Raw genomic sequence first — 26,412 nt, forward strand, 5'->3', positions numbered from 1 at the left:
CAAATTTGTTGTCCAATAAATACACCTTGCTGAAAATCAATCCAATAGTGAAAATAGCATCCGATCTATATTCATAGCTTGCCTATAGGTTTCCGGTATAGTCAAGAATGTCTCTTTTGCATTATTAAGTATAGCGATCCAATCACGTTTCTCGTTCCATGGTTATCCGTAAGCCCCTGATCATACATATATGAAAGAAGGGCGAACATCTCCATCCTAGTTGCATTTTGGGGGTCTACATCATTTATACGGACTTCATATTTTCCCACTTTTACCACAGGCTCTGCTTCAGATACTCGATTCACACCATATTGAACACTTTGATTCCAATAGTAATCAGATGCTAGTGCGTTTATTCCCATTATGAAAATCGCCTCCTTCATAGCAAAAAAACGTGTCCTTTCATAGGATGATCCAATCCATTGAAAAGACACGCATATCCATTGCTATCTTTTTTATCGGCAAAAACATTTAGAACCTTTAAGGCATTATTTGCAACAAGCTCCTTTCCCATCAGTGATGATCATTCCAATAGTCTTCAGCTGCATCATAAGCCTCGTCTTCATCATCATAATCATCTTCGTAGTCGTAGAATTCTTCGTACTTATCATCAGCAAAATCTTGAGCAGACTTGTAACTGTATACATCATATGAATCATATTTCTTCTTGGAGCTTGATGATTTCTTAGAACTCGAATATGACTTCTTGCTGCTGTATGATGGACTGCTGCTTGATGACGTGGAAGGTTTATGTACATAACAGTAGATGCTGCCTGTACTTCTCTTCCTGGTACATCCTGCCTTAGCACAATTACTTACAGTAGTACTTGAATAAGACTTAGAACTGCTCGAATATGAACTACTTGAAGAACTTGTCGAAGGCTTATGCACATAGCAGTAGTAACTTCCGGTGCTCCTCTTCCTGGTACATCCGGGCTCTACACACTGGCTACTATATGCACCTACACTCATAGGTATACTTCCGAAAATGGTGATTGCTACAGCGACTACTGTAATGAAAGAAATAATTGTCTTCTTCATGATCCCGCCCTCCTGAACTACTGCGAAAACGGTGTGGTATCTCTATATACAAGATAAACCTTTTGAATTGCCAATTATATATCTGTTTTGGAGAATTATGTATTCCTATTTTTCTTTATCCTATACTGTGCTAATCATCTTACATTTTTAAACTCTTTCCTCATCTTCTCCACATGCTTTTTCTGCTCTATTCTGTCACTTCCAGTCGTATCGAATTCCATCAGCCCGATAATGTCAATATAAAAATAGAGGGCAGACGAAAAACATCTGCCCTTAGTCATTATCTTTTCTTATATTTTATCCCCTTAACAGGCTTGCTCTTTTTTAAGAGCTTCACATACTTGTCATAAACCTTTTTGGGAATGGATGCGGTTGCCTTCTTTCCAATATTTCCAAAAGCCTTTGTTCCAATCTTATTAACCTTTTTACCCGCAAATTTGATCTTTTTGAGATTTCTGCAGTTATAAAATGCTTTCGCGCCTATCTTCCTTACATTCTTGGGTATTGTTACACTCTTGAGACTGGAGTTGTTACTATAAGCCCCGTCGCTGATCTCAGTTACCTCATATCTGTACTCCCCTACTGCTACATAAGAAGGGATACTGTTTCCACTACCCTTAACAATAGCTGCCTCTGTGCCATTTACGACAATGGTCTCCCCCGACACTGCAACATGCCCACCACTATAAAAATCTGACACAGCAGTTGGGTTAACAACAGAATTTGCAGCCGTATTCTGAGAAGGATCATTGGCATTATTAGCAGTATCACTCCGGGCTTGCTCAGTCGCGATATCTAACTCAGTAATATTCTGCTGCTCTGTACTATTATTGGCAGCAGAGCCATTATTTTCCGTAGCAGAACCGCTACTTTCAGTAGAGGATGTTTCCGGAGTAGATGATGTGAGAGCATACTTGGTGCCATTAGCAATGGGTAATGTCAGACAATAATAATAGCCAAATTCATCAACAGTCTGTCCATCATAATGCTCATGGTAGCTACTATCCATGAAAGTCTTTGTTTTAAGGAAATATTCATACCAGGGCTCATTACCATCCCCCTGATCGTCCCATGTACAGTCAACCTCATACCATTCACCATCTTGCAAACGCACAATATTCCAAACATGCTCACCGCCAAAGCCTTTACCATACTGCGGTATGGACTCAATATTGCACATATGACAAAGCAATGACAATGCATCTGTATAACCAACACACACGCACTTCTTATCAATCAATGAACCATATGCATTTCTCGCATTTGGGGCCGATGAGGAATATGTAATAGTATTCACAAGGGAATCATGAAATGCCTTTACTTTTTCGTTATCTTCCCTTCCGCTTACTGTAGCAGCTATCCCTGCTGCTTGACCTAACACATCATCCATGGCACTCGAGTCAATAATAATATCATTGTGAGAATCATTAATCCGAGAAATAAGAGCAGGATGGTCATAATCAACTGCTTCTGCAATAATGCCTAATTCTTCCCCAGAAAACAGCTCACCATCATCCGTAATCCCAAGCTTGGTGTTGATATCTGCGCTTTGTATACTAAAAGTTGACTGGCGTTCAACCATCAATGCGGTATAAGCCCTATATGCTCGTTTTAATCTTGGTGATAATTGCTCGTAAAAATACCCTGTTTGCAACAGATACGAATTCCATGTCCTAGCCTGTGCCATTGCATCAGCCTTGATCGGCTTTGATATAAAAGCTGCTGCCAATAAAACAACTGCGGCAGCAGTCAGTAAACACTTCTTCATAATTCCTTTCCTTAACAAATCACATTCTAAACCATTATCATCACAAATATATAGCTTATGATTGTTATTGTAAAGCCTTTTCATTAAAATCCTCCCGGTATATTATTATCCTAGGCTTTACAGCATTAACAAGATCATCAAACAGTTCGGAGTCCATGTCCAGAAGCTGCTTTGTCATTCCTCCGGTCTCATAACCTTTTCTATATCCAAGGCAATAGTTTGTAAAAAGGATTCTCTTTCCGGGATCCTTCTTTCCAACATCGCATCCCAGGCACTGAAACAGATCCTTTAGATTTCTGTCTGTCAAACTTCCATAATCGTTATAAAAAGTGTCTGTTTTATTATCCTGCAAACACTATACTTCAAAGGCACGCATTAAAGCTGTCGATTATGAAAATCCCTTCAAGTCCGTTTTCGTTGGTGGGAAAAACTACAAGAATATTTTTAACAATCAGAAGTACTCTTACGTGGTTATTACTACTTTGGATATAAAAAAATCACAGGTAAAAAGGCTCTAAAAATAACCATGAAAAATGGATATAAACTTTTAGAAAATAAAAGATGGTCTCACTACCAGGCGAAAAATGGAAAATCAGTACCATCCTTCAAGAATGGAAGAACCATTAATTTTTCAAACATCACGTTCATAAACATTGCTTACAAGGACAAAGAGGGCTACATCGGTTCGGCAGGCTTCAACACACAGCAATAGGTAGTGTTACAGTTCAGACCTTAGCTTGACACACAACCCTAACGATTAAAAATCACATATCAAAACGGTCTTCTTATCTCAAGCCAGGGTCTGAACTGTAACCGAAATCAGGCTTGAAACCATCCCTTCACGGTCGCTATCTCCTGCACATATCCCTCATCATCATTAGGGGTCTCCAGGATGAACGGGAGGCCATCGAAAGCAGGGTGCATCGCAAACCTCTTCATGGCTTTCATGCCTATCATTCCCTGACCGAGTTTTTCATGGCGATCTTTTCCGGAGCCTCGTTCATTTTTGCTGTCGTTGAAGTGAACTGCCTTAAGTCTGCTAAGGCCGATTATTTTGTCAAACTGATCCAAGACTCCGTCAAGGTCAGCCGCGATATCGTAGCCGGCATCCCAGGTATGGCATGTATCAAAGCAGACTCCGATTTTGTCCTTGAGGTCCACGAGGTCAATTATTTTCCTTAGTTCCTCGAAGCTTCTTCCGACTTCGGAGCCTTTTCCTGCCATGGTCTCCAGAAGGACTGTGGTCTGCATCTCAGGCCACAGAGCTTTGTTAAGGCCGTCCGCTATCTGCTCTATTCCGACCTCCGCTCCCTGTCCTGTGTGGGATCCGGGATGGAAGTTGTAAAATTGCCCCGGAAGGTATTCCATTTTCTCCAAATCTTTTTTCAGCATATCAAGGCCATTGGCCCTCGTGTCGGGATTTGCCGAGCAGAGGTTCATGGTGTAGCTGGCATGCGCCACGAGTTTTCCGAATCTCTTTTCAGAAAGGAGCTCTTCAAGCGCCTTAACGTCGGCGGGATCTACATCCTTCGATTTTCCTCCCCTGGGGTTTCTCGTAAACCACGAGAAGGTGTCTCCGCCAAACTCCAGCATCTGACGGCCCATGGCCTCATATCCATTTGTAACCGATAAGTGACAGCCTATATGAATCATTTAAATCTCTCCAAGTATTGTGTTATAGTGTCTTCATCAATCCTCAAACAGCTCATCCCCAACTATTATATTCTGAGCAATTCCGGAGTACTCGTTTTGCTTATAACCATTACCGCAAATAAGTGTGATGTGAATTGCTTCCTTTGCTCCGGTTTCATCCTGAAATTTCTCCATTCTATTCCGGATCTTTTCATATTCTTTTTTATCGAGCATATACTCTTTGTTAGCGAACTTCATTTCACAGATGTTTATTACACCATCCTTGCGGTATATTATGAGATCAATCTGAGCTCCTTTATCTCCTTCCTTACTTCTCCAGGAAAATTCATTTGTCTCAATGCCGCTTATTCCAAGCGCAGCCTTTATCTGATTAATATGATTCAGACATACTATTTCAAAAGAATTACCTCTCCAGGAATTATATCCCGGAGAATTTATATACTCATTCCATGAATCAAATTTCTTATTTTCTATAAACGCTATGGCAAAAAGAGTGAATGGATCTATAAGCTGGTAAACAGCATTATTCTCTTCTTTTGTATAATTGTAAAACCTACGGATAAATCCACACTCCTCAAGCTCACGAAGATTCTTGGTCAGTACCGATCCTCCCCCTATTGCCTTTTGTTTTGAGAGCTCCGTCCTAGTCATGCCTTCTTTCTTTTTCGCCAAAGTCTCAAGGATGGCAATATGCTTTTCAGGCTTAGCAAACAGCGAATGGAACAGATTATAGTATTCATTATGAAGCTCTCCATATTCCTTAAAACACAGTTCATTAATATTCTGTGCCAGAGAAAGCCTCGGATCCAGGCGGTTGAGATAATGCGGAACACCACCAAACACCATATAACTCTCGATCATCTGGCTCCTGGTCATGACCACTTCATTCATCTCAAAAAGTTTCTCACATTCTGCCAGTGTAAAGGCTGCTAAATGAATACGTCTTGTAACCCTGTTATGAAATCCCTTTTTGGAAGTCAATAAATTAGTTATTATCCATGAAGTCGCACTTCCGCACACGATCAGCACCAGATCCTCCTGGGCAGATGCCCAGCTGTTCCAGAAATAATCCAAAGCACTTTTAAAGTCAGACCGTGCCGTGTCCATCCATGGCAGTTCATCCAAAAATATCACCCTTTTGTTGTTTATAGGCTCGCGATACACCTTATCACTTTCAAGCAATTCTCTCAGCCATGCAAATGCCTCAAACCAGTCCTTAGGAGGTGTCTTGCTCACATATCCACATGTCTTGAGACTCTCATTAAAGGCACGTAATTGTCCTTTAGTCTTTTCATCCGTAAGACCCGTGGTATAAAACGAAAACTGCTGATTGAAATACTCTCTTATCAGGTATGTCTTCCCTACTCTTCGTCTGCCGTATACGACAACAAATTCCGGTCTCTTTGACTTGAGGCACTGCAGCAATACATCCTTTTCATGCTTTCTTCCAATTATCTTCATAAGCGCCCTCTTTTGATCATATTGCGCCAAAACATATTCTTATAACATAGTTTTGGCGATTTATAATGCTTATTTACATTATAAATCGCCACAATACCATTTTCAAGCATGATTTTCCGCAAGTATAGTCAACTCGATTAGATATCCAGAGCTGCGTGGTATCCCCAGTAAACCGCGTTGGTAATTGTTGATACTCTTGAAGCATCGCAGATAACGCCGTCAGCTGTTACCCTGAGCGCCTTGTGGGATGTATTTAGGTCCTATGCATCCGTTGTTGGCGATGTCGGTTCCTCCCATGGGCGCTGAGAACATTCTGTTTCTGAAAGTCGTCCGCCCTATTGTTATCGGCTTTGTAAGATTGGGGAATTTTCGCTCCATATGTGTACCTCTCTAAAATGCAGTTACTGCTACATATTTTCTCTTATACTCGATGTGTTCCGTTGTCTGTGCTGTGTCATGCATTCGCATTTTTCCTGATAACAATCGGCCAGATCGCCACAACAAAGAACCACATGATGGCTCTTGAGATGAAGTGTCCCCAGTGTCCGCCGAGGGCCTGAACGATTGTTGCAGGTGCCAGGAATTCTTTCCAGGAAAATACGATCATGAAGCCGATGAATCCGAGAATGGGAAGATTTTTGGAGCCTTCCGGAATCTCGTAATGAATATAATGGCGTTCAATATAGCTTCCTAACAGAAGTCCGAAAAATGCACCGCATTGTTTGAAGGTGTCGTTCATCATTTTTTTCGGATTCACAAGTAGCTCGCCCTCCACATAGTCCATGGGATAAGACTTTACCGAGATGTAGATAAGGGAAGCTATAACCACGAGAACTCCGACGATAGTCAGGATGTCCAAAGTTTTTTCATTGCCCTCGATTTTCTTCTCAACAACTCCGTATACAAGGATGATGATCAAAGTTGCACCAAAGCCAACGACCACGTCCTGCGGGGTATGTACGCCCAGTAAGTTTCTTGAAAATCCGGTCAGCGCGATCAGGATGCCGCAGGCATAGGCCAGCCATTTTCTCTTTTTATGCTGCCACGCTATCGTTGTGCCATAGACAGATGTCGCCTCGGTGGTGTGTCCACTCGGGAAAGAATACCCGGTTGCGGCAGTCTTGGAGTCTCCTGCGGGTTCGATCAGGTCGGAGCGGATCCAGGGTCTGTATGCGCATACCGTGAGCTTTAGAATTCCGTTCACCACGTTTGCGATGCCGAAGGTGTAGATGAAGCGATAGCCCCACTTTTTGTCCACGCACCAGAAAATGATGAACGGCAGGAACGGCATTACATCCACCGCGATTTTCGACAGCGCATTGAAAAATTCGTCAAAAGTGCCGCCTGTTGCGTTCCTAAGTTCCTGAAGCCATAACAAGTACTGAATATCCATTACAAATTCCTCCTCATAAGAATTTTTTCTTGTATAAGTACTTCTTCATATATATTTTTTGATTTCTTGTATTAGTCCTTCATCAGCCGGTAGCCAGTCAAGGGTGTCTATGTCGCCTTTGGTTACCCATTTTGCTGCCTCATGCTCGAGAAGTGAGAGTTCTCCGCTTTTCACAGTTGCAAAGAAGCAGTGCATATGCAGATGGAATGTTGGGTAGTCGTAATCGACGATGCTGATGAGGTCATGCACTTCTATGTCTGTCGCAAGTTCTTCCTTTATCTCTCTTATAAGCGCATCCTCCGGGGTTTCGCCGTCTTCGATTTTTCCGCCGGGAAATTCCCAGCCGTCTTTGAAGTCACCATAGCCACGCTGGGTTGCAAATATTTTTGTTTTGTTTTTGTAGTCGTCACAGATTACGGCTGCTACTACGTTTACTGTTTTCATGGGTTATGTCCTGTTATTGGGTTATGTTTTTTGGGCTGGGGCTAGTGTGCCGGGGCTCGATTCTGTTTTGTTGCTAGATTCCGCAGATGCGCAGGGGTTCGCTAGATAGTTCCTCATCGTGGATTCCTGCTTCATCTAGTTCCTTCAGGAAGCAGTTATAGTACTCCTCTGATGAGAACGGCTGCATTAAGGCTATGAAGAAGCTGTGGTTGATGCAGGTAATCTCACAAAGGATGTCTGTAATCTTGGATAGGGCTGTCACGACATATATCTCTTCGATGTAGGGATCAAGCGGGCCAAAGCTTCTGCCGGTTACATAGGATACGCAGATGCTCGCCAACGAAATATCAGGTGCGGGTGGCGTCTGCTGCATCTGCTTCATCTGCTTGATCTCATAAAGCGCGTTTTCAGGCTGAATCTGCAGCATCATCTGTCCGCGGGCTATTGTGCAAGCCTTAGTAATGTCGGTTAAGTCCCTGTTCTTGGGGAAGTCCAGTCTGCAGTCCCCCGCAAACATGCGGTAATTGTCATGATTTCCAAGGATTGCCTTGCGGTCGGTGCATATAGAAACAGTGACCGGCTTTTCATCATTCGTTTTATATCGTCTTGCCGCTTTCGCCAGCATAACTGAGAAGAACACGTTTGGGCTTCCGTCTTTGTCCCTGCAATATTGCATGATTTGTTCTTCCGGGAGTTTCAGGTAGAATACTCTCTTTTCATAGTCTTGTTCATTGACCAGGCGTAGGAAGTCTGTGATTGGTTTCTTTTGGTAGAATGGCTCTTCCACTTCTGTGAAATCTATGTCCTTGAAGGGGTCTCCTGTTTCTGATTCGGGTATCGTGTCGCCGGACAGCCTGAATCCTTCTGAATTGAAGGTCTTCCCGGTCGCCTTCGAGAGGTACAGATACATTGCACTTTTTATGTAAGGCATGATCCCCGCCCCATCTGTCAGGGCATGATCTATCTCAAATGCAAGTCTTTTATTCTCGTATTTCCAGGCCGCGAGGTGATAGTTTGACTCTGCTGAATTTAGTTTTATCGGCTCCCAGGTGTTACGTATTGTCATCGGAAGATCGTTGGGGATGGGGATGATGTCAGCTGGCTCTGTTGTCAGGCCATTTTTGCTTGCTTCTGTTGGCTGGCCACCACCTCTGTGCCCTACCTTCACATAGAAGTAAGGGAACCTTTCCCGAAGCTCATCTACCACTTGCCTTAGAATATCACCATCTACCTTGTCTTTAAGCACAACTATCACACCCATTGTATTATGTATCTCTGGCGAAGATATATTTATTTGAGGTTCGTAGTATTCCGACATTTATTTCCCCTCATTATAGTGTTTGCTTCAGTCCGTAAATCCAACTCCTAATATTTTAACATTTTTCCGACGACTAATTACCATTTCCTCGTAGGTTTTATATTTTTTTAATGTATCCTGGTATGGCATATTCCGACCCTCTACCAAGATATTAGTGATAACAAATATTTCTTGGTACAGAAATTCTATTTAATTGCCAAGATAAGTCTATATTAAGATATATCTTGGTATTGCTTGTTCTAGGCACTACCAAGATATTTGTGGAAACAAAAATATCTTGGCATAGAAATTCTATTTCTTTACCAAGATAGAACCAAAACAAGTAATATCTTGGCACAGCTAGTTCCAGCTGCTACCAAGATATAAACAAATCAAAAATATCTTGGCACAAATAAGCCCTTTCCTTACCAAGATAAATCTAAAACAAGAAATATCTTGGTTCAACTTGATCCAAGCACTACCAAAATACTTACGAATACAACATTTTCTTGGTAAGGGGACAGCTCCAAGATACCCCTGCGCTCAGGCGCGTCTTAAAAACAATGAGCTACAAAAAGCCTAACCAGCTTTTCATAGCTCATACACATTAACCTACATTATTCACATATACTCTCAAGCATGCACAGTAGCATACATTCTACCTTACATATATGTAACTGTCTCTGACAATTCTTTTCTGCTGTTATGGTTATCGAGCGGGCCGGCGCCTTCAGCAGCGTATCCGAGATCAAGTAGCATCAGAATCTCTTCGTTCTCCGGAAGGCCGAGGTCTTTTGCCAGCTCATCAGGATCAAAGAAATTGAGCCAGCAGCTGTCGACGCCTTCATTTGCTGCAGCGAGCATAAGGTGCGTTGCCACGATGGACGCGTCCTCAATTCCGGAATCTCTCTTTCCTCCGGGATATGTGAATACATTCTTTTTGTCAAATGCTACAACAAGAACTGTCGGTGCACCGTATCGACAAGGAGTAGCCTTATCAATTTTAGCAAGATACTCCTCCGACTCGATTACATATACATGCTGTTCCTGCAGGTTCTTTGCTGTGGGAGCAAGTCGTCCTGCTTCAAGAATTGTATTAAGTCTAGCTCTGTCAACTTTTCTGGTATCGTACTTTTTACATGAATAACGATTCTTTACTACATCACTGAATTCCATTTAATAATTCCCCTTTCGCTTGCTTTGGCCCGCCAATGGTAGGCATAAAAAGATACAATTGTATTATATTTTGCACAATGTAATTGTATCACTCTGTAATCATTTTTCAAGTATCGAATTCAACTATGAACTCCTTGCACGTCCAAATGCCAAGATATAGCTCAAGCAAGAAATATCTTGGTTCAGCTTGTTATGGGCTATACCTAGATACTCGTGAAAAATAATATTTCTTGGTTCAAAAAAGTCATTTCATTACCAAGATAAATCTAAAGCACGATATATCTTGGTATGACTTGATCCAAGTTCTACCAATATATTTGTGAAAGCAAGAATATCTTGGCACAAAAAAGCTATTTTATTGCCAAGATAAATCTAAAACAAGAAATATTTTGGTACAGCTTATTTAGACCACAACCAAGATATTCGCTTAAGGCAAAATTTATTGGTTCCGAAATAGCAATTCATTACCAAGAAAAAACAAAAATAAGAATTATCTTGGCATATACAGCAATTCCATTACTATTACCATTTCCAATACCAAGATAATTAGTAAGAAGCCAGGAACTACGCCTGCAAAAAAATAGAAAGGGCCCCTTCCAATGCAATCGTATTTATTTATAACACTCAATAATTTTCTCGTATTTGAATTCAGCACTCTTGGCTCCGGCCTTTTTTATCTTTTTCACCATTCTGTTAAACTTCAACTTCTTGCTTGCGTATATAGTGATGGTTGCACCTTTCTTAATTTTTCCGAAGGCCTTGTCCCTTATGGTAAGATTCTCTGATTTAATGATTATTGTGCCAAGTTTTGAGCACTGGTAAAAGGCCTTTTTGCCAATGAGAGTTACTGTTTCCGGAATTACGACCTTAGTGATTTTCTTATTAGCGTTAAGGGCTTTAGCGGATATAGATGTTACTGTATACATAATGCCGTTTTCATCCGTTATAGTTGCCGGAATTGTGAGCTTTTTGTCCTTCTTATTATTTTTTAATCCCGCGAAAGCTACTGTTGCAGCGCCTTCAGTATTGGAAGTAACTACAAACTTGTAATTATTCATGCCGGCAACTTCAATCAGTGTGCCTATATCTTTGGGTTTCTTAGCCTGGTCATTGTTCTGGTTTTCGTTCTGTTGAACGGTAGGCGGATTCTCCTGCTTGCCTCCATTGGCTGAACCTGACTCGCCGCTATTTCCTGAACCGGACTCTTTTCCATTTCCTGAGCCGGACTCGCCGTTATTTCCGGAGCCCGATTCTTCCTCGTTGTTATTAGGTTTTTCTTCCGTATCAGAAAGGTTGATTCCAGTATCCTTGGATAGCGGTTTCGGCTTGCCGTTTACTTCAATATCAAGAAGCAAAGCAAACCAATCATCTTCTGAAGCATAGCCGTTATATTTCACCTTTACGGTTTTGGAATTAGTCTGAGTTATCTTAAAGCATTTCTCAGATTCCGGATCATACCCATCCAGTGACCATTTGTAAGTTATGTTCTTGGAGCCGGCGTTCTTGATATTTGCCGTAATTGTCTTCTCTGCGGCAACACCTCTGACAAAGTACAATTCCTCCGGAGAGTAGGTTACTTCATACAAATCCTCCAGATAAAATTCAAGAGTCATAGTGCGAAGGTTCATCATTGTCTTTCCGGTCTTTGATTCCAAATAAAATTCCATATCTGCCGCATAAAGTGGATAACCGCAATCATCGTTATCAAGGCCATTCTCAGCAACAATGTTTGCAGCGTCATCCATCAGCTTTACAGTAATATCCTTACCTGTTTTGCTCACAGAAAAAATGTCATCTGCATAATCTCCGGAAAGATCCCAGGAAATCATGTCTGGATCTATGTTGTCAGAAACTTCCATTTTTACAGTGCGTGTCGGAAATTCTGTGCTTACTCGGCACGCGTCAGCAATATAGAACTCCGCGTCTAATGCAAAATTAATTGAAATTTCCCTCACCAGGGGCTCTTCCAGATCATCACTATATACAGTCAGCGTCAGCTCTCCGTACGCACATACCTCGCCGCCAAGCTGCCGCAAAGCATCTTCCTTTGTAGCAATAGCTATGGTGTCCCCGGTAGCAGAACCATCTATATACAGATATTTTTGTATGTCCTTGCTAAGTGTCCACTCATACTCAGGATCCGAAACGGTATTTTCAAGCTCCTCATCCATAAACACTGCAGAATAAGTGGGGCCTTCTCCATCACAGATAGTATCTTCATCAATTATCTCGCCAAATTCATTCGCAATTCCAATAGTATAATCAGAAAAACCTATTTCGTACGGATCTTCCTCTTCTGCATGAGCAGTCAAAGTGAAATCTCCGGCCCCTAGAACCCCAGGGCCTGAAAGTGCCAGAACGGCAGCGCAAACAATAGAAACCAGACGTCTCTTTTTCTTCATATTTATTTCCCCCAATGTCACAAAAAGAATCATGACTTAACGCTACAAAAACAATTATAAATTACGCCGGCATCAGAAAAATAGGCTAAACAATTAACAAAATTGCTTAGCCTATATTGTTCATTATTCAGTTTTCACGGCTTATGCACATATCAGTTTGAGGCCTTGAAGTTGTAGATCGGCTTCATGACGTCCACGATCTCCACCGACTCCCCTATCACGTCGATGATGTCGTCAAGGGATTTGTAGGCCATGGGGGCCTCATCGATTGTCGCCTCGCAGACGGATGATGTGAAAATTCCCTTCATTGACTCCTTGTACTCCTCCATGGAGAGGTTGTTCTTCGCAGCGGTTCTGGACATGATTCTTCCTGCGCCGTGGGGTGCGGAGTAGTTCCACTCAGGGTTACCCTTGCCGATCGCAAGCACGGATCCGTCTCTCATGTTGATGGGGATCAGAACCTTCTCTCCTTTGTGGGCTGCGATTGAGCCTTTTCTTAGGATCATCTCGTCGGTGTCGATGTAGTTATGTATCGTGTGAAAAGACTCCCCGCCTGACAGACCTGATTTCTCAAGTAAAATCTCGGCCATTTTCTCGCGGTTTCTCTTGGCAAATCTCTGGCATATCTCCACATCGTGAAGGTAGTCCTCAAGGTATTTTCCCGATAAGTAGCAAAGGTCCTCGGGCATGGTTGACGGAAACTCGACATACTTTTTATGGTAGAGCTCTTTAAGTGCAGCCTGGATCTCGCCTCTTCTGCCCTGGTCCTTGTAGGTTCTGATGAGTTCATCTCTTGCCTCGAGATAATCTCCTATACCTTTTGCAAGGTCCACGGCGAGTGTCTGATAGAGCTCAGCAACCTGTTTTCCTAAGTTTCTGGAGCCCGAATGGATTATGAGGTACTGAGTCCCATCGGCAGCTCTGTCCACCTCGATGAAGTGGTTACCGCCGCCGAGTGTCCCGAGGGATCTCTCGAGACGCTTGGTGTCTTTCAGCTGTCTGTAGCAGCGAAGCTCGGTTAAGTCGAATTTCTCGACTCTGCCCTCCCAGACCTCTCTTCCTGAAGGCACGGTAAAAGCCGCCATATCAAGCTTCTCAAGGTCGATGTTCTGTTTTCCGAGATTAACTGTGTACATGCCACAGCCCAAATCCACGCCCACGACGTTGGGCACGGCCTTGTCTGTGATGGTCATGGTGGTTCCGATTGTGCAGCCCTTCCCGGCATGGACGTCGGGCATGATTCTGATCTTGGAGCCCTCGGTCATGGGGTAGTCGCACATTCTTCTTATCTGCTCGATTGCCTCGTCCTCGATCACCTTAGCGAAGCAAAGAGCAGTGTTTACTTTTCCTTTGATCTCTATTGTGTTCATTGGTTTTTTCCTTTTTGTCAGAGCCGGGAGTATTGCACGCTCCCGGCTGTTTTCTTTTTTGGGTCCCGGCTATGCGGCTATTCTTTCATACCTTTTCGATGAAAGAACGCTCATCATGAATTTGTAGGGTTCCAAATCGCCGTCTTTTAACATTGAAAAGATCTGCGGATTGCAACCTGATACAAGCGCCACGCCGCGGTCATTCATTTTTACAGGCTGCTGCTGATTGCGGCTCGACACGTTCCAGAAAACTATCTGGGGAAGCTTGAAGCCGTATCTTGCAAACTGCGCCTTCGCGTTCTCAAAATTGGTCATTCCGGAATTATTAGCACAGTAGTCGAACTCCATGTCGGAGATGATGTAGAGTTTCTCCGGCATGTCAGCTTGCGTGAGTTTGTTGTTTACGGCAGTTCTTAAGATTAGCATGAAGGTCTTTTCGATGTCAGTGTTGCTGACTTCGTTGAACCGCATGCAGTAGCGGACTTTTTCCACTATGTCGCATCCCTTGATCTCCACGAGTCTCGGGTTCGCCGAGAAGGTGATGAAGTGATTATGAAAAGCGCCTGTATTTTTCTCTGCAAAATAGATGCCAAGTGACTGCGCAACTGCTGCCGGCGTGGGATTGTCCCAGCCGTACATTGAGCCCGAGCCGTCGGCAACTACGAGGGAGTTCTCCGCGCCCGCAAAGTTCGGGAGCGCGTTCCAGGTAGCGTTCATCGCCTGTCTCTCTTCCACGCTGAAGTTTTTACCTCTTCTGTCTATCACGGGTGCGATTACATCATAAGGTGTGAGCGCGCCTGTATTCATGACTGAAGGGTCTGCCTGCGCTCTATTTATGAAAGCCTGATATCTCTCGCCGTCATTCCTGATGAAGGCCTGTCTGTACTTGTAGAGCGCCTTGGAGGGCTGCTTCTCGTAGTCAAAGGTGTAGTCCTTCTCACGGAGGTTGTTCTCTATGATCTTGATCTGCGCTCTGAGTGCCGACAGGGTTCTGCGGTACTCGGAGTCAGTCATGCCAAGGGCCTTCGCGATCTTCTTTGCATTTCTTATGGCTTCCTTGTTGCTTGCGTTGATGGAAGGGAGCCATTTTGCCAAGAGAGAGATGTCAGTGGTGGCGTTCATATCTGAGCGAAGTGTTTGCTCTATGTAGTTCATGACTTCTTTTTCCACAGGTGTGTCCATGAGCGCAAGAAGATCGTCGTATCTGCCGTACTCCGCAACGTTCGCGATGTTCTTTTTCACAGACTCAGGCTCTGTAGCGGCGAGGTACTTAAGGATTACCTTGAAAACTCGTCTCTCACCGAGGCCGCCTCTGATGTCTCTTGCAAAGAAGAGCATTTTCATCGCAAGGTCCGCATCCTCAGCGTACGCCTTCACGAATCTGGTGATGATGTCTTCCTCGGAAGCTCTTCTGAGCGCGCCTATTGTTGCGAAAAGATCAAGGCAGTCGGACTGTGTTGAAACATAGGTAACTGCGCCGTTCTCTGTATATGTGATGTTTGCTTCTTTCTTTAAGAATGATAACATGTTGGTTTCCTCCTGTTGTTGCTCACAGATCTGTAGCTTCCATGAGCCGCTTTTCAAGATACTGTTTTTTACGCGCCGCGGGCTCTTACCCCGCAATGCCTAAATCATGCTACAGCTGACTTTTCAACGCGTCCCTAGTTAATTGCTGTTAGTATCTTCTTTTTTCAAGACACATACACCCTTCCGGGCTGGAGCGGGATTTGAACCCGCGATCACGGATTATTCATCCGGTGCTTCACCTCTTAGCTATCCTGTAAGTTAGTTGCTGTCTGTGTCTTTGTAACTCGCCAGGCCTGTTGTGACTTGACTTTGTGACTCGCCAGGCCGCTTGTGACTTGGCTTTGTCTTCGTTGTGACTTAATCATAGCGCAGTGTATTGGAGATAAAAAGATGCAGTTTGACTCTTTTCTGCGACCCCAATATAATGTTATAAATGGTTTAAATATGTTTTTTATGATGTAATATACATCCCCATAAAAGAGGCGCAATATGACAGAAAAGTATAAAATCTATCTTTCAGAGGATACAAAATCAAGACTTATAAATGACGCTGAACTCTTCGAGTTCACCAAGAATGACGAAAGCGTGAATCTCAACGCTTTTCTCAAGACGCTGATTGTGAACTACTTTGATCAGTATAGGCACGACAGCGACTCACTGCTCGCGAATATTATGCAGGATCTGAGCGAGCTTTCTTCTATTAGTAAGAAGGATGCAGCTTTTCTTGCAGATAAGATCGTGAGCACATATATCAAGGCCGATCACCTCCAGAGAGGCAAAAACTCCGCGCTCACCCTGACTGTGAGCGGGTCTTCTTATGAAATTCTGAAGATAATCGAGAACAATATGCTGGCAGAAACTTCTCTCTCGCAGTACCTCAAGGACATGTTCAATGCTTACTTGTCCATTCCGCGAAGCGAGCGAGAAGCCATCATTTTCAAAGATAGCTATGAGGATATTTCACGGGCACTGAAGGAGCACAGGGTCCTCTCTTTCACGACCACAACCTCAGGCGACAACAAGGCTTACTATGTTGAGCCCTATATCATTGCGCCTTCCAAGGAGGAGCAGTGCAACTATTTACTGTGCTTTGACAGGCGCGCCAAAAAGCCCAGGACTTTCCGCATCTCCAGACTTAGAAGTGTCTTTGTGACCTCCGATACTTTTGCTGTTAATCCTGACATTCAGGAAGAGCTTCGGGAAAAGGCCCTCCGCAGCCCTCATTCCGTGGGTCTTACCGTGCAGGCTGTCGTCCGTCTCAACCCCTACGGCGTCAGAAAGTTCAAGGCAATCACCAAGAACCGCCCACTTGTCTCCAAGATTGAAGGCGACCTCTATTACTTTGATTGGCCCGAGCTCCAGCTTGAGGAGTACTTCAAGCGTTTCGGCCGCGACGCCATCGTAATCGAGCCGGAATCCCTGAAGGAGAAGATCAGGAAGTTCTATTATTATGGGCTGAGGGAATATAGTAGGTGAGGAGTTTATAGCTTGTTGTGCCAAGATACGATTGCTTTTCTTGTTTTCTTGGTAGTGTTCAAAACTTGTTGTACCAATATATGTTGACTATTCTTTATATCTTGGTAGTGCTTGGAAGCAGCTCTACCAAGATATTTCTTTTTTCCACTTTATCTTGGTAGCAAAAATTCTTTTTCGTACCAAGATTTTTGTATTATTCTTATTATCTTGGTTGCTCATGAAGTAGTCACTACCAAGATATTCTTCATTTTCACTTTTTCTTGGCATCAAAAAATCTTTTCCATACCCAGATCTATGCATTATTTATGTTATCTTGGTAACCCATGATTTCTGCATAAATCCACTTAGCAATTTTCCTTCGGAAGATTTACCTTTTTCCTTCCACATTCCACATTTCACAGTTTTTATGTAGTATAAGAGTCCGAGGGTATGAAAATTTTATAAGGGGAGCGAGGAATGAACAAAATCAAGAGAAATCTTTTATGTTTCACCACAGCTATGCTGTGTCTATTTTCAGTAATCGGATTAACAAACTTCACCGTTATTGCAGCAGAAACATCCGCGGCTCAGACAGAAACGCCTGCAGCCCTGGTTGCACCCACCAATCTTAAATGGAGTGATGATCATCACGCAATTTTCACAGTCGTAGATCAGGAAGCTTACTATTTTGTTTACTTGGAGAAAGATGGCAAAACCATCATGACCTGGCATTGGGGATGACCTGATCCATCCGAGGTTCAACAGTGACGGAACCATTTCATTTACGATCACGCACTTCAGTACTTTTGCCTTTGCTGAGAGACAGACTGTAGGTGCTGTTGAGCAGGGCTCCGACGGAAACAGCTATGAAGTTATCGGTGTAAACACAATTGAATTCACCGGTCCGAAGAACAAGAATATTAAGAAGATAAACGCGAACGCAAAAGTAAAGGTTCCGAAGAAAGTTCTTACAGCCTACAAGAAATTCCTTCCCTCAAAAGGTCTTAAGGGAAAAGGACAGAAGATCAGTTAAACATTTCCGCCGCGGTTTTCTGATAGATCAGATAATCCTCTTCCGAGAAATTCACGATGGTTATCTCTATCTCGTATCCGGCGTTTTCAGCAATCCAATCATTAACAGCGGCGAGGGCAACCTTTGCCGCTTCTTTTTTGGGATACCCGTAAACTCCTGTAGATATTCCAGGAAAAGCGATGCTGTGAAGGTCATTCTTTTTTGCCAGCTCCAGACTGTTCCAGTAGCAGTTACGAAGGTCCTTCGGATCCGAGGCACTGCCGCTGTAAATCGGTCCCACAGTGTGAATGACATGCTTCGCAGGAAGGTTGTAACCTCCCGTGATTTTGGCCTCACCGGTTCTGCAGCCGTTAAGCGTTCTGCACTCGTTCAAAAGCTCCGGACCCGCAGCCCTGTGTATTGCGCCATCAACGCCGCCTCCGCCGAGCAGACTCGAGTTCGCTGCGTTAACAATCGCATCTACTTTGAGTTTAGTTATATCGCCTGCATGATAATTTATGCTGCTCATTTTTCTTCCTTCCCTTCTGTGTTTCCATCTTCTTCAACAAGCACAAACATATCGTCAGGTTGCTTGCATCTCGGGCACACATCTATGTCTCGGATGCTTTTTCCTTCCTTCTCCTCATCAAAAATGTAACCACACGCTCTACATCTGTAAACTGCCATAAGCACCTCCTCAGTCATTTTCCTTAATTGATTTTGTCCCCATCGAATGCCAGCCATGAGACATAGGTGCCGGCAGCCATATTTTTCGTATAAAAATCGCGAAGTGCTGCGTTTAGGTCGACGCCTTCAGGGGGTGTTTTTCCTTCTGAAGTGTACTCCTCCGTCAGCTGATTGATTCTCATGCTGATGATGGTGTCCAGGTACTCCTGCGTCAGTTTCTTGTATTCAATGCTCATGATTTTCCCCCAATTTTCTCTGCAGATAAAACATGCAGATGAAGCACATTATGATCTGAACAATGGTTGAACACGGCGTCGCAAGGCCGATTTTGAAAAGTGATACCGGCTCCTGCTTGCTCATGAAATACGACACAGGAATCCTTATAAGGAACGCGCCGGCGATTCCCTGAAGCATGACAAACTTCGTATATTCCATGCCGTTGAAGAATCCAATGAAGCAGAATAAAAAGCATGTAAACAGGCAGTCGATGGCGTACGCCTTCAGATAATCCCAGGCCGCCATGATGACTTCCTTGTCATTAGCAAAAAGTCCCGCCAGAATATCGCCGTGGAAAAATCCCATGTAAAACATGACCACTGCAAAGATGAAAGACACGCCTATCGCATATTTCAGGCCCTTGAAGGCTCTGTCGTATTTCTTTGCGCCTCTGTTCTGTGATACGAAAGCGGACATTGACTGGGCAAACGCCGACGGAATCAGCATGATGAATCCGCATACTTTCTGCGATACGCCAACTCCCGCGGAGGCCACAAGTCCCAACGCATTGACTATTGCCAGGATCACAAGGAATGAAATACCTACGAGAAGATCCTGAAGCGCAACCGGCGTACCTATGAAAAGAATTTTTCCTATAATACTTCTGTCCACGCTGAAGCTCTGCCTGCTGAGCGTGAAGGGCAGCGTCTTTTTCCTGATCAAAACAAGTGAGATTATCACGCTCACAAGCTGCGCAGCCACCGTGGCATACGCCGCTCCGCGGGTTCCCATCTTAAAACCGGCCACTAGAACAAGGTCCCCGACAATGTTGCAAATGCAGGCAATCAGCACAGACACCAGCGGCGTGATGGAATCTCCGAGCCCTCTGAAAATACTGCCGATCAGGTTATAGGCTATTATTATTATGATTCCCATTCCGCAAATTCTTATGTACGCTGAGGTCAGGTCAAACGCCTCCTGCGGTGCGTTCATCGCCTTTGCAAGTCCGCTCGAACACAGGGGAATAAGTATTGTTAGAATCACTCCCAGCGATAGAAAAAGCATTATTCCGTTTGCGACAACGTTTCCGCCTTCCTCTCCTTTTTTTTCTCCAATCTTTTGTCCCAGGAAAACAGTGATGCCAAGGGACAAGGCGGTCATGAGGTTCGTGATTGTCTGCATTATCTGCGAGCCGGTGGAGACTCCCGAAACATCCGCGGACTCTCCGAATTTTCCTACTATCAGAAGGTCAACCGCACCGTACAAGGACTGCAAAAACAGCGCAAACAGCACCGGAATTGCAAACTCCAGCAGTGGCCTTAATATTTTTCCTTCTGTAAAATCTATTTGTTTCTCCATTTACTCCTCACTTATTGCACGGTCACTTTTAATGTCTTCGAAATACCGTTTACAGCATAATAATATATGTCACATGTTCCTGCGCCAACGCCCGTGATATTTCCGTTTTCATCTACAGCAGCAACATTCTCATCAGAAGATTTATAACGGAACATTGGTGCATGCTCTTTCATCTTCTTGGAATTATCATCGAGCTTTACAGATGCCTTAACCTTTGTCGTCTTGCCAACTTCTACGGAAACACTCTTCTTGGAAAGATGTATGGATTTGACATTAGCAAACTCTTTATTGTCTTTTCCGGAAACATGTGCAGTAATGGTTCTCCCGAGTTTCTGACCATTACTATCATAGCCCACAACATAGATCTTGAAGCTCTTTTTAAAATTAATCGGTTTTCCGTTAAGCTTTTTGAAAGTTGCGGTAGTTCTGCCTGTAGTCTTCATATTTCTTTGGGAAAAATCAGTGCCGCAATATGCCGCATAAACATCGAACTTTGATGCAGTGCCTTTACTCCAGCTGACTATGAGTTTTCCCTTCTTCTGTTTTACTTTGACTGATGAAAGGAAACGTGATTTTGCATCAGGTGTTTTTTCCTCGCTTGACTTTTTTATTATCCACTCGGCAGTCGCGGAATCCTTATAGTTGCCTTTGCCGGTGACAGTCACTTTATAAGTGCCGGGTTCTTTTGCTGTGAGATCTCCGGTTATGTCATAACAGTTTTCCGGAAGAACTGTGCCTCCGAGCATAACCTTTTCGACTTTTACATTCTGCTCAGAGCCTGTATATTCCAAGGTTGCAGCATTCAGTGTAACTGTTGCTCCTGCAATTGATTTTTTCGTAATTTCAGTTTTGATGCTCACCGGATTACTGTTGCTGTGCGTAGCATCTCCGCGCACTCTGTACCATACATAGTACACTCCCACCTCAGTTCTCTTTGGAATCTCCGCAGAAAATTTATCATAAGTCGGAGCAGTGTTTGTATCTGTGATAGCATATTGCAAGGTGCCCTCTGACGTTGATCCGCTTGTAATTAGTTCCTGCGCGGAGCCCGAATAGGTCAGCTTTTTTTCCTCAGGACGTGTGGTTACGCCGGCTGCAGGTGCATTAGTCCAATACGCAGTCACGGTTATAGCGCCTCCAGATACACAATTTGCAGCTATCACTACTGAATCGCCCGGATAATGTATTCCATCAACTCCTGTTATTTGCCAGTTCAAAAATGTTTTATTCGCGGGTGCTTCAAATTCACATTCTGGAAATACGAAGGTATCTCCTATAGATACCTCAATAGGATCCATAGTCCCTGCGCCTCCGTTTGACTCATATCTTAGAGGATATTGTCCGGTTACAGCATGCGCAGCAATTGCATATTCTGTCCTGGAAAATAATCCGATCAAAAGCGCAATTGTCAGGATAATCGATGGCATAGTCTTTGACACTACTATTCCCCCCTTCTTTATTTCCTGCTTCGTTTAGTTTCCGCAGGACATTTGTGCGGCATCCCGGGACCATACTGGCAGTTCGGGCAGCCAAAGCATTTTACGAAAGGTGTCCCGTTTAATACTGCCTCGCAAAAAGCCGGATCAGCAAGAATCGCTTTTCCGAGATCCACTGTATCGACAAGCTCATTTTCAATAAGATACTTCGCAAGCTCAGGTTCATAGATGCCGTTGACGCATGAAACCGGCACGCGCCCCTTAAAGTGCTCATGGAATCTGACGCCAAGCTCACAAATCTGATTGTACGGTTTTCCCTCATCCGTGAGCGTCGGGTCGTCCCACTCTATTCCGGTGGATACCTGGAGATAGTCGCACCCGGCCTTGACGAATTCTTCCGCAAGGCTGATAGCCGTTGCAATATCAGGCTCTATCCCGGCAGTTCTTATGGAAATCAGAAAATCACTTCCGCATTTTTCTCTGATCCTGCGGATAATTTCTGCGCCAAATCTCGCGCGGTTCACATCACTTCCGCCATATTCATCCGTGCGAAGGTTTGTCTTTTTTGACATGAACTGATTTATGAGATATCCGTGGCATCCGTGAAGCTGCACTCCATCATAGCCTGCCTTCTTTGCTCTGATCGCAGCGCTCACATAGTTCTCCTGCATGGCGTGGATTTCGTCCACTGTCATTTCTTTTGACAATACATTTTCATCCCGGGTCGGCACAGCTGACGGCGCAATCACTTCGCCCAGCTCAGGGTTTGCATTTAGGCCGGCGTGATTAAGCTGTATGATAACTGCTGCCCCTTCGTCGTGGCATGCCTTAGCAATCTGCACATGGCCATCGATCTGATCGTCATCCCAGAGCCCCATGTGGTTCTTGCCAAATCTTCCGCCCGGAGTGACCGCCGTCGCCTCCACGCATATGAGCCCGCAGCCATGCTCAGCCCTCTCTGTAATGCTCAATGTGTTTCTCTGTAGCCTTTCCATCCGCCCCTGCATAGTCGAACTTCACAGTCGGCGCCATAGTAAGCCTGTTTCTTATTACTGTTTTGTTTATGGTTATTGAATCGTTTACTTTAGTCATCCTCTTCTCCCTGGTGTTTTGATCAAATTAGGATTCCCTCAAAATGTTCTATCTCATGTTGTATTATCTGAGCAGTGAAGTCCGTATATTTCCCGTGCTTTGGCTTGAAGTCCTGATCCAGATAATCAACCTCTATCTCTTTATATCTTGTGCAAGGCCTTACACCCTCAAGTGACAAACAGCTTTCCTCAGTCTGGTATGCTCCGGTCTTCTTAGTAATAACCGGGTTTATCATCGGGAATATAAATGGCCCCATCGCCACAACAATTATGCGCTTCTTCACGCCTATCATATTGGCCGCCATGCCAACACATCTATCCTGATTAGCCCTTAATGTATCCAGAAGATCTTCTACAACCTGCTTGTCTGCTGCAGTTGCAGGCTCAGACTTTTGCTGCAAGAAGAGAGGATCTCTTACTATTTTCTTTACCATGTTGTTTCTGTTCCTTATTATTTTCTTGTATTATATTCTTCGCGTAAATCCAATTAGGATTTTCCTTCCGGTGGATTTACCCTTTTCTTTTCACTTGCTCTACAATATTCCCGCGAGCCAATCAGCCGCCCTAACCTCTATGTATAATCTTCCCAATCAAATCCGCAATAACAAGGTAACAGTAGCCCACAACCATCAGGAAAGCCAGCAGTGCGAGTATCCACCACACAGTGCCCATATATGGGAGCTCGCTTGAGAAGCCAAATGCTCCGGCGGCGCTTCCCCAGTTAAGGAAGAAGTAAGGGTAATTGTTTCCCGGTGAAAACTCCCATCCTCTTACATATCCGATTCCAGCATAGACTGCATAAAGGAGGGGTGGAATGGTGACAAATATCACATTCTTCTTTGCAATCCCTGCACTCGGGGCAATAACAAAGAAATCCAGCACTGCAACAACAGGAACTATCAGGTGCGTCAACGTATTTTGAATATTCCAGGCATTTGCTCCAAGAAGAGGCGCGAGCATGAAGCCAAACACAAAGCCTGTCAGCGTTATTGAAACCGTGCCAACAAACTTAACCACATACCAGGTCTTGCTGATTTTCTTTTTCCCAAGAATCAGGAAAAGACCTATCGCACAGATGATGGCAATAAGAATATTGGACTGAATCGTAAAGTACATCAAAAACCTCGATCCGCCCATGAAGTCTTTTCTGCCCGCATAAGCACTGAGAAAAATGCCTACTACCGCCGACAGCACAGTAATAAGTTTAAGCACGCAGCTTATTTTCTGTTGTCCCGCAGATAAATCTTTCATATATAAACCTCATGCCGCCTTAGTATATCTTCTCAATATCCCCGCTGATTCCATACGTATCCTTAAACTGAAAAAGATCTTCCGAATCCCTAATCAGCATTACTTCCTCGAAAGTTCCCGTATGAACATCCAGAAAGCCTGCAACCTGTTCCCCATTACAAATACTGGCTTTGATCACGGGTTTCTTGTTTTCCTTATCATAGGTTTTCTTTTCGCTTTTCTTTTTGAAGAACATAACTCATGCTCCTTACTTCTCACCAATCACAAAGAAATTCATCCCAAAACCACTTCATCTCCTGAATGTACGTATCTAAGCTGGTCACCCATGATCTCATGCATTGCATCATAGGCCGGAATTCCGGTGCAGTGACAGGTGTAGAAGATTGTATGATACTTTTGAAGTTCCTTTGCCGTGTCAGAGATTACCCGCATTTGCGCATCCGAATAATCGGTCTTCTTCATCAGGTGAAAACCGCTTATTACCACATCCGGTTCTTCCCCGAACTTCCTGATGTACTCCTTCAGGATATTCACAATGCCATTGTGGGCGCACCCGGAAATCAGAATATGTCTGCCGCCATCCTTGATAACAAGAAAATGCTCATGCCTGAAATCGTCCCTAATATAACCACTATCTTTCTTTTCCAGAAGACGCGCATTGGTAAACGGAACGTCCTCTTCGCGCTCCTCTATGGTAAACAAAGTAAGCTGATCATCAATTTCATAATCGCCTTCGATCAGCTTTATCTGAGGCAAGTCAGCGATATTCTTATCGATTCCGATATAAGTGTATCTATCCCGGTCCTCTGCCACTCCATCATCTGCGTAATATTCTCCCGGCGCCGATTTCTGCATATAGATCGCAGCTGTGGAATTTATTGATGAAAAGGGCATAATTCCCCCCGAATGATCATAATGACCATGACTTAAAACAACAGTATCCACTGCCTTCAGATCAATTCCAAGCACTTCTGCATTTTTTATAGTCTCCTCCGAAGGTCCAAGGTCGACGAGAAGCTTGTGCTTTTCTGTTTCCACATAAAACGACAGGCCGTGTGCACTCGCACAACCTTTTACACCCTCGGTATTTTCTATCAGATTTACAATCCGCATATTCTCACCCATCAATAATAGAATACTGCATCAGCTCATACTTAAGCTTTATTCCTTCTGCGATGCCATCCGGCAGGAGCGCTCTCGCAACAAGCTTAAGATCATCGGATTCTATATCCGTTCTGCGAAGATTTGCATAATCGCCGTCTATACTTTCCACAACATAGTACCAAGTCTCCATAACATCCTCCTATTTCCTGTTTTTCTCAATCCACGACACCGCAAAATCCACTAATTCACGCTAGTTCATCAGCCTGAGCTCCGCCGCATACATATCCAATTTGGCTAAGAGATGCGTGCACCATCACCGTATCCCCGCTCTGAAGCCCCACTTTCCTTAGTGCTTCTACAATATCCAACTTAATAACTGTTTTCATTTTCTCCTCCTCAAATTCATAGTTCTACTATAGCAGAAAAAGAGCCTTTTAACAGTAAACAATCCATAAAGCATGGCTTTTTTCAGACAATTCCACACGTGAGCATTTTCCATTTCCCATAAAACAAATATACCGCCACGCACCAGCATGACGGCATATCCTCAAATCCATATTATATTGTAATTACTCTGATATCTCTCCATCGGCTTCGCTCTCATAGAGTCCGAGATATGAAACGATCTTGAATTCAGGGTTATCAAGGCTAAGGTCTCTGAACCAGATATCGCCATCGCCGATGCTTGCGCCCATGTAATTAGCCCAGAGATCGGAAACGCTCCAAGACTGAAGCTTAGCAAGTGCCTCTTCGTCAAAGCCCTTGTCATTAGCATAAGCAACGAACTCTTCCTTGTTATTGCAAAGGTTGCCAAGCTCCTCAGAACCGATAGGATACTCGATCATATCACCGATTGTGTCCCAATCCTTTGCGTTTGTAGCATCTACAATTTTCTGCGCATATGCCTCAACGTCTGCACTGCTTGCGCTTGTGAAGACTGAGTAATCAACTGCGCTATCCTCGCCGGCATCAGTTGCACCATCTTCACCGGCATCAGCTGCTTTGTCCTCGCCATCTGCTGCTTCTTCTCCGGCAAGCTCGCCTGCCTCTGTAACATCACCAACTATATCTGAAACATCTGCCTCTGTTACATCAGAAGCTGCTTCCTCTGCTGCCTCAGAAGCCTCACTCTCAGCTGCCTCAGCTATTTCTTCTTCCTGAACATCAACAGTGCTGTTTGAAGCACCCCCACATGCAATAAGCATAGTACTCATCGAAACCGCAAAACACATAGCTAAAATTCTTTTTTTCATAACATTTATCTCCTTT

At 43.9% G+C, this 26,412-nt stretch carries 33 protein-coding genes and 1 tRNA gene; 3 read left to right on the forward strand and 31 right to left on the reverse strand.

The window, feature by feature from the left end:
• Window positions 1-101: 101 nt before the first annotated feature.
• The 6 genes from G596_RS0115175 to G596_RS0115200 form a co-directional block, all read right to left on the reverse strand.
• A complete protein-coding gene (locus G596_RS0115175; RefSeq protein WP_022762676.1) occupies window positions 102-362 on the reverse strand; it encodes a hypothetical protein in 261 nt (86 codons plus the stop codon).
• Window positions 363-379: 17 nt separating this feature from the next.
• On the reverse strand, window positions 380-514 hold the full coding sequence (locus tag G596_RS25785) for a hypothetical protein (protein ID WP_022762677.1): 135 nt from the start codon (window positions 512-514) through the stop codon (window positions 380-382).
• Entirely contained in the window at window positions 514-1,041 is a 528-nt protein-coding gene (locus tag G596_RS0115185) for a hypothetical protein (protein ID WP_022762678.1), read from the reverse strand. The genes G596_RS25785 and G596_RS0115185 overlap by 1 nt, the downstream gene beginning before the upstream one ends.
• A gap of 134 nt (window positions 1,042-1,175) precedes the next feature.
• Complete coding sequence (locus tag G596_RS24960; protein WP_022762679.1) at window positions 1,176-1,322, reverse strand: hypothetical protein; 147 nt, start codon at window positions 1,320-1,322, stop codon at window positions 1,176-1,178.
• Complete coding sequence (locus G596_RS0115195; RefSeq protein WP_196805238.1) at window positions 1,322-2,809, reverse strand: leucine-rich repeat domain-containing protein; 1,488 nt, start codon at window positions 2,807-2,809, stop codon at window positions 1,322-1,324. The genes G596_RS24960 and G596_RS0115195 overlap by 1 nt, the downstream gene beginning before the upstream one ends.
• Before the next feature lie 64 nt (window positions 2,810-2,873).
• A complete protein-coding gene (locus G596_RS0115200; RefSeq protein ID WP_022762681.1) occupies window positions 2,874-3,161 on the reverse strand; it encodes a hypothetical protein in 288 nt (95 codons plus the stop codon).
• A gap of 174 nt (window positions 3,162-3,335) precedes the next feature.
• Here G596_RS0115200 and G596_RS0115205 point away from each other — a divergent pair, with 174 nt between their 5' ends.
• Window positions 3,336-3,521: a hypothetical protein gene (locus tag G596_RS0115205; RefSeq protein WP_022762682.1), complete on the forward strand. Its 186-nt coding sequence runs from the start codon at window positions 3,336-3,338 to the stop codon at window positions 3,519-3,521.
• A gap of 107 nt (window positions 3,522-3,628) precedes the next feature.
• Here the strand turns inward: G596_RS0115205 and G596_RS0115210 are convergent, their stop codons facing one another.
• The 11 genes from G596_RS0115210 to G596_RS0115260 form a co-directional block, all read right to left on the reverse strand.
• A complete protein-coding gene (locus G596_RS0115210) occupies window positions 3,629-4,462 on the reverse strand; it encodes a deoxyribonuclease IV (protein WP_022762683.1) in 834 nt (277 codons plus the stop codon).
• A gap of 36 nt (window positions 4,463-4,498) precedes the next feature.
• Window positions 4,499-5,923, reverse strand: coding sequence for an AAA family ATPase (locus G596_RS0115215; protein ID WP_022762684.1), 1,425 nt, complete (start codon window positions 5,921-5,923; stop codon window positions 4,499-4,501).
• A gap of 219 nt (window positions 5,924-6,142) precedes the next feature.
• Window positions 6,143-6,301 carry a hypothetical protein gene (locus G596_RS24965; protein WP_022762685.1) on the reverse strand — a complete coding sequence of 53 codons (159 nt, stop codon included), beginning with the start codon at window positions 6,299-6,301 and terminating at the stop codon, window positions 6,143-6,145.
• Between the two features lie 76 nt (window positions 6,302-6,377).
• Window positions 6,378-7,316 carry a phosphatase PAP2 family protein gene (locus G596_RS0115220; protein WP_022762686.1) on the reverse strand — a complete coding sequence of 313 codons (939 nt, stop codon included), beginning with the start codon at window positions 7,314-7,316 and terminating at the stop codon, window positions 6,378-6,380.
• Window positions 7,317-7,361: 45 nt separating this feature from the next.
• Window positions 7,362-7,760 carry a (deoxy)nucleoside triphosphate pyrophosphohydrolase gene (locus G596_RS0115225; RefSeq protein ID WP_022762687.1) on the reverse strand — a complete coding sequence of 133 codons (399 nt, stop codon included), beginning with the start codon at window positions 7,758-7,760 and terminating at the stop codon, window positions 7,362-7,364.
• A gap of 73 nt (window positions 7,761-7,833) precedes the next feature.
• Entirely contained in the window at window positions 7,834-9,078 is a 1,245-nt protein-coding gene (locus G596_RS0115230; RefSeq protein WP_022762688.1) for a hypothetical protein, read from the reverse strand.
• Window positions 9,079-9,720: 642 nt separating this feature from the next.
• Window positions 9,721-10,233: a nitroreductase family protein gene (locus tag G596_RS0115240; RefSeq protein WP_022762690.1), complete on the reverse strand. Its 513-nt coding sequence runs from the start codon at window positions 10,231-10,233 to the stop codon at window positions 9,721-9,723.
• A gap of 611 nt (window positions 10,234-10,844) precedes the next feature.
• Entirely contained in the window at window positions 10,845-12,635 is a 1,791-nt protein-coding gene (locus tag G596_RS0115245) for a leucine-rich repeat protein (protein WP_022762691.1), read from the reverse strand.
• A gap of 152 nt (window positions 12,636-12,787) precedes the next feature.
• Complete coding sequence (locus G596_RS0115250) at window positions 12,788-14,005, reverse strand: RNA-splicing ligase RtcB (RefSeq protein ID WP_022762692.1); 1,218 nt, start codon at window positions 14,003-14,005, stop codon at window positions 12,788-12,790.
• A gap of 69 nt (window positions 14,006-14,074) precedes the next feature.
• Window positions 14,075-15,532 (reverse strand): DUF2828 family protein, encoded by a 1,458-nt coding sequence (locus G596_RS0115255; protein ID WP_022762693.1) that lies wholly within the window; start codon window positions 15,530-15,532, stop codon window positions 14,075-14,077.
• Window positions 15,533-15,720: 188 nt separating this feature from the next.
• Window positions 15,721-15,784 (reverse strand) — tRNA-Ile (locus G596_RS0115260).
• Between the two features lie 237 nt (window positions 15,785-16,021).
• Here G596_RS0115260 and G596_RS0115265 point away from each other — a divergent pair.
• Both G596_RS0115265 and G596_RS0115275 read left to right on the forward strand, forming a co-directional pair.
• The gene (locus G596_RS0115265; RefSeq protein WP_022762694.1) at window positions 16,022-17,008 is read left to right on the forward strand and encodes a WYL domain-containing protein; all 987 of its coding nucleotides are present in this window, start codon (window positions 16,022-16,024) and stop codon (window positions 17,006-17,008) included.
• Window positions 17,009-17,464: 456 nt separating this feature from the next.
• A complete protein-coding gene (locus G596_RS0115275; RefSeq protein ID WP_022762696.1) occupies window positions 17,465-17,728 on the forward strand; it encodes a hypothetical protein in 264 nt (87 codons plus the stop codon).
• Between the two features lie 284 nt (window positions 17,729-18,012).
• Here the strand turns inward: G596_RS0115275 and G596_RS0115280 are convergent, their stop codons facing one another.
• The 14 genes from G596_RS0115280 to G596_RS22430 form a co-directional block, all read right to left on the reverse strand.
• Complete coding sequence (locus G596_RS0115280) at window positions 18,013-18,528, reverse strand: O-acetyl-ADP-ribose deacetylase (protein ID WP_022762697.1); 516 nt, start codon at window positions 18,526-18,528, stop codon at window positions 18,013-18,015.
• A complete protein-coding gene (locus G596_RS24970) occupies window positions 18,525-18,686 on the reverse strand; it encodes a hypothetical protein (RefSeq protein ID WP_022762698.1) in 162 nt (53 codons plus the stop codon). The genes G596_RS0115280 and G596_RS24970 overlap by 4 nt, the downstream gene beginning before the upstream one ends.
• A gap of 23 nt (window positions 18,687-18,709) precedes the next feature.
• A complete protein-coding gene (locus tag G596_RS22420) occupies window positions 18,710-18,922 on the reverse strand; it encodes a hypothetical protein (protein ID WP_022762699.1) in 213 nt (70 codons plus the stop codon).
• The gene (locus tag G596_RS0115295; RefSeq protein WP_022762700.1) at window positions 18,912-20,261 is read right to left on the reverse strand and encodes an MATE family efflux transporter; all 1,350 of its coding nucleotides are present in this window, start codon (window positions 20,259-20,261) and stop codon (window positions 18,912-18,914) included. Before G596_RS0115295 ends, G596_RS22420 begins: the two co-directional genes overlap by 11 nt.
• A gap of 11 nt (window positions 20,262-20,272) precedes the next feature.
• Window positions 20,273-21,700, reverse strand: coding sequence for an Ig-like domain-containing protein (locus G596_RS0115300; RefSeq protein ID WP_022762701.1), 1,428 nt, complete (start codon window positions 21,698-21,700; stop codon window positions 20,273-20,275).
• 17 nt (window positions 21,701-21,717) lie between these two features.
• The gene (locus G596_RS22425) at window positions 21,718-22,668 is read right to left on the reverse strand and encodes an oxidoreductase (RefSeq protein WP_049944870.1); all 951 of its coding nucleotides are present in this window, start codon (window positions 22,666-22,668) and stop codon (window positions 21,718-21,720) included.
• On the reverse strand, window positions 22,646-22,789 hold the full coding sequence (locus G596_RS24975; RefSeq protein ID WP_155829306.1) for a hypothetical protein: 144 nt from the start codon (window positions 22,787-22,789) through the stop codon (window positions 22,646-22,648). The genes G596_RS22425 and G596_RS24975 overlap by 23 nt, the downstream gene beginning before the upstream one ends.
• Before the next feature lie 22 nt (window positions 22,790-22,811).
• The gene (locus tag G596_RS0115310; RefSeq protein WP_022762702.1) at window positions 22,812-23,222 is read right to left on the reverse strand and encodes a peptide deformylase; all 411 of its coding nucleotides are present in this window, start codon (window positions 23,220-23,222) and stop codon (window positions 22,812-22,814) included.
• Window positions 23,223-23,352: 130 nt separating this feature from the next.
• Window positions 23,353-24,039, reverse strand: a complete 687-nt coding sequence (locus G596_RS0115315) for a Pr6Pr family membrane protein (protein WP_022762703.1) — start codon at window positions 24,037-24,039, stop codon at window positions 23,353-23,355.
• A gap of 19 nt (window positions 24,040-24,058) precedes the next feature.
• A complete protein-coding gene (locus G596_RS0115320; protein WP_022762704.1) occupies window positions 24,059-24,274 on the reverse strand; it encodes a hypothetical protein in 216 nt (71 codons plus the stop codon).
• Window positions 24,275-24,312: 38 nt separating this feature from the next.
• Window positions 24,313-25,164, reverse strand: coding sequence for an MBL fold metallo-hydrolase (locus tag G596_RS0115325; RefSeq protein WP_022762705.1), 852 nt, complete (start codon window positions 25,162-25,164; stop codon window positions 24,313-24,315).
• Window positions 25,157-25,333 (reverse strand): hypothetical protein, encoded by a 177-nt coding sequence (locus G596_RS0115330; protein ID WP_022762706.1) that lies wholly within the window; start codon window positions 25,331-25,333, stop codon window positions 25,157-25,159. The genes G596_RS0115325 and G596_RS0115330 overlap by 8 nt, the downstream gene beginning before the upstream one ends.
• Before the next feature lie 55 nt (window positions 25,334-25,388).
• The gene (locus tag G596_RS24980) at window positions 25,389-25,529 is read right to left on the reverse strand and encodes a hypothetical protein (protein ID WP_022762707.1); all 141 of its coding nucleotides are present in this window, start codon (window positions 25,527-25,529) and stop codon (window positions 25,389-25,391) included.
• 183 nt (window positions 25,530-25,712) lie between these two features.
• Window positions 25,713-26,396 (reverse strand): hypothetical protein, encoded by a 684-nt coding sequence (locus G596_RS22430; RefSeq protein WP_022762709.1) that lies wholly within the window; start codon window positions 26,394-26,396, stop codon window positions 25,713-25,715.
• Between the last annotated feature and the right edge of the window lie 16 nt (window positions 26,397-26,412).

It is taken from the genome of Butyrivibrio sp. AD3002 (genome assembly GCF_000420905.1).
Taxonomy (GTDB): domain Bacteria; phylum Bacillota; class Clostridia; order Lachnospirales; family Lachnospiraceae; genus Butyrivibrio.